Annotated in this window: 2 protein-coding genes; both read left to right on the plus strand. The window is 45.7% G+C overall.

The window, feature by feature from the left end:
* Nucleotides 1-1,446, plus strand: a 1,446-nt coding sequence (locus GX756_00255; protein ID NLC16302.1) for a phosphomannomutase/phosphoglucomutase, incomplete at its 5' end; no start/stop codon positions are given.
* A 40-nt stretch (nt 1,447-1,486) separates the two neighbouring features.
* On the plus strand, nt 1,487-3,463 hold the full coding sequence (gene tkt / locus GX756_00260) for a transketolase (GenBank protein NLC16303.1): 1,977 nt from the start codon (nt 1,487-1,489) through the stop codon (nt 3,461-3,463).
* Nucleotides 3,464-3,922 lie beyond the last annotated feature (459 nt).

Consider the following 3,922-nt stretch of genomic DNA (forward strand, 5'->3'; position numbering starts at 1 on the left):
GAAATAGAACTCACCGACGAGGTTGTATATTGGATTACAAAAGCGTTTGCTTATTGGCTGTCCGCCAAGGTAAAATCCAAAATGACTATTGCCGTAGGGCACGACTCCAGGATATCGGCCCAGCGCATAGAAGCCCAAGCGATTAAGGCGCTAAAAGAAAGCGGGTGTATTGTCTTGCAATGCGGCCTTTGTTCCACGCCGTCTATGTTTATGATGACGCGGCATGAAAAGGTCCAAGCGCACGGCGCCATAATGATTACGGCTAGCCATCATCCTTATTACAAAAACGGCCTAAAGTTTTTTGATTCGCAAGGCGGGCTTGAAAAAGAAGACATAATCGGCATTTTGGATTTGGCCCAGGCCAAAAGCGGCCTAAAGGGTCGCGGCGGCAAAGTCATAAAAGACGATTATTTAAAATATTATTGCGAATTCTTAATTGATAAAATTAGAAAAGCCACGGGCGAAACCTATCCTTTGAAAGACCTCAAGATAGCGGTTGACGCCGGCAACGGCGCGGGCGGGTTTTTTGTGGATAGGGTTTTAAAACCCTTGGGCGCTGACACCTCTGCCAGCCAATACTTAGAGCCCGACGGGATGTTTCCCAACCACGCGCCCAATCCCGAAGACCCCGAGGCCATGCGGCATATAAGCAAGCGCGTATTAAAAAGCAAAGCCGACCTTGGCATTATATTTGACACCGATGTTGACAGGGCGGCGTGCGTCGCGCCCGACGGGCAGGAGATTAACCGCAACAGGCTGATAGCGCTGGTTTCGGCTATTTTATTAGAAGAACAGCCCGGCGCCACCATAGTTACCGACAGCGTCACAAGCGACGCCCTTACGGAATTTATCGTCAGCCGCAAAGGCAACCACCATAGATTTAAGCGCGGTTATAAAAATGTAATCAACGAAGCCAAAGAGCTAAACAGCGTGGGCGTTTACGCGCCCTTGGCGATAGAAACTAGCGGGCACGCGGCGTTTTTGGAAAATTATTTTTTGGACGACGGGGCCTATCTAGTTATCAGAATCTTAATCAAGCTGTGCCAGCTAAAAAAACAAAACAAAACGCTGTTGTCTTTAATAGAGGATTTAAAAGAGCCCATAGAAACATACGAAGCAAGGTTGGGCTTTAAGCCCAGCTGTAAAGACTGGAAAAAATCCGCCCGAGAAATTATGGCCAGGCTGGAAAAAGTATTCGCCAAAAAAATGGGCTTTAGGCTTGCCCAAAGTTATGAGGGCGTTAGGGTTAATTTCTTAGACGGCTGGATGCTTATAAGGCAAAGCGTCCACGACCCTATCTTGCCCGTTAACATAGAAAGCGATAGACAAGGCGGCGTGTTTTTTGCCGTTAAAAAACTATATAATGTGTTAAAAAAGCATGAAGAATTGGATTTGGGCGTTTTAAAGTCATATATAACGGAACAAAAACTTGCCAAAAAAAGCTAACATATAGATTAAAAAAGATTTATAGGAGCGGAGCAAATATATGGACAGTATAACTTCCAAAGCTATTAACGCGATAAGGATGCTTTCAGCGGACGCGATCCAAAAAGCCACAAGCGGACACCCCGGCTTGCCCTTGGGAGCCGCGCCTATGGCTTACGAGCTGTGGGCGAACCATATGACGCATAACCCCAAAAACCCCAAGTTTTTTAACCGCGACAGGTTTGTCTTGTCCGCGGGTCACGGGTCAATGCTTTTGTATTCGTTGCTGCATTTGTTTGGTTACGGCCTTGAGATTGAGGATATCAAAAACTTTCGCCAGCTAAACTCCAAGACCCCCGGGCATCCCGAATACGGGCATACCGCGGGCGTGGAGACTACGACAGGGCCGTTGGGGCAGGGCGTGGCAAACGCCGTGGGAATGGCTATCGCCGAGAGCATGCTTGCGGCGCGCTTTAATAAAGACGGCTTTAATATCGTGGACCATTATACCTACGTAATCGCGGGCGACGGCTGCATGATGGAAGGAATAGAAAGCGAGGCGGCGTCGCTGGCGGGAACATTGAAGCTTGGCAAACTTATCGTGCTGTACGACAGCAACGATATTTCAATAGAAGGCAACATTAATATAGCTTTTTGCGAGGATGTGGCGGCGCGGCACAAAGCGCAAGGCTGGGATATTCAGTATGTTAAAGACGGCAATGATTTAGAAGAATTGTCCAAGGCAATCAACGCCGCAAAAGCCGCAAAGGACAAGCCGTCTTTGATAGTGGTCAAAACCCAGATTGGATACGGAAGCCCTTTGGCGGGAACGCACGACTGCCACGGCTCGCCTTTGGGCGAAGAAAATATCAAAAAGACCCGAGAGTTTTTGGGCTGGAATTACGAGCCCTTTGAAGTGCCTTCTGAGGTTTACGAGCATTATAATAATTTGGCTAAGCGCGGCATTGAGGCAGAAGAGCGTTGGAACAACCTAGTCCAAAAATATAAAGAGCTATATCCGCAAGAGTATGATGAATTTATGGGCATGCTGGAAAATAAAATCCCCGAGCTCGTTAAAATAGAGAGTTTGTGGGAATTTGCCGACAAGGCCGATGCCACCAGAAACTCAAGCGGAATAATATTGAATAAACTGGCGGATATTTTGCCCAACCTTATAGGAGGCTCCGCCGATTTGTCGCCTTCCACCAAAACCTATCTCAAGAACAAAGGCTCCTATTCGGCCGATAACCGCGTAGGCAGGAATTTGCATTTTGGCGTAAGGGAGCACGCTATGGCGGCAGTCTGCAACGGAATATACTTGCACGGCGGGTTTAATGTGTTCTGCTCCACGTTCTTTGTGTTTTCGGATTATATGAAAAACGCCATAAGGTTGTCCGCGCTTATGAACATACCCGTTATTTATGTTTTGACGCACGACAGCATAGGCGTTGGCGAAGACGGGCCTACGCATCAGCCCATAGAACACCTGATAGCGCTAAGGGCGATCCCCAATCTTAAAGTATTCCGTCCCGCGGACGGTTGCGAAACTACGGCGGCTTATATAAGCGCGCTGTCGGGGACTAGCCCGACCGCCATTGTATTGTCCCGTCAAAACCTGCCCCAGCTTAACGCCGACGGCCGCGGCGCGCTAAAGGGCGGATATGTCTTGTCCGATTGCGAGGGCGAGCCCGATGTAATCTTGATGGCAAGCGGCTCGGAGGTTGAGGTTATCCTAAAAGCCCAAGAGTTGTTAAAAGAGCAAGGCGTCAAATCCCGCGTAGTTTCCATGCCTTGCATGGAAGTATTTGAGGCGCAAAGCCCTGAATATAAAGAAAGCGTATTGCCCGACCGTATCAGAGCAAGGGTGGCCGTGGAAGCGGGCTCAAGCTACAGCTGGCACAAATATACGGGCCTGGACGGCAAAGTTTTGGGCGTGGACAGTTTCGGCGCTTCGGCCCCGGCCAAGCAATTGTTTGAGTTATACGGGCTGACCGCTGAAAATGTGGCAAACGCCGCTAAAGAATTGCTAAAAAAATAAAAACAAAAAAACATCCCTCATAAAAAAGAGGGATGTTTTTAATATATTGCGTTTTTAAAATAATTGAATGGGACGGCGCGTTTGGGGATGTTTCAATATATAGCGTTTGCAAATACCGCGAAAGCCTAATAATGATTTTATATTGTACAAGCCCTCCCTTACAAAATATTTGCAAATTTAAGAAAAATAACGCATTATATATTTATAATTTATTTTCCTTATAATTTTTTTATTTTTTAAAAAATTTTATCAATTTTTATGATAATTTGTTTTTTTGAATTAAAATTAATTATAATTATATACATAACCATAATCTTGGCTTATAATTTGTTTAAATAAATATAATATTATAATTTTAAAGTTTTTGTTGACACAAAACCATATAAATAATAACATAAAGACATGGCAAAAAATAATTAAAAGAGGACGGGTCTATGGCAAAATATACCAAAGAACAAA

The sequence above is a fragment of the Clostridiales bacterium genome (assembly GCA_012512255.1).
Lineage (GTDB): Bacteria > Bacillota > Clostridia > Christensenellales > DUVY01 > DUVY01.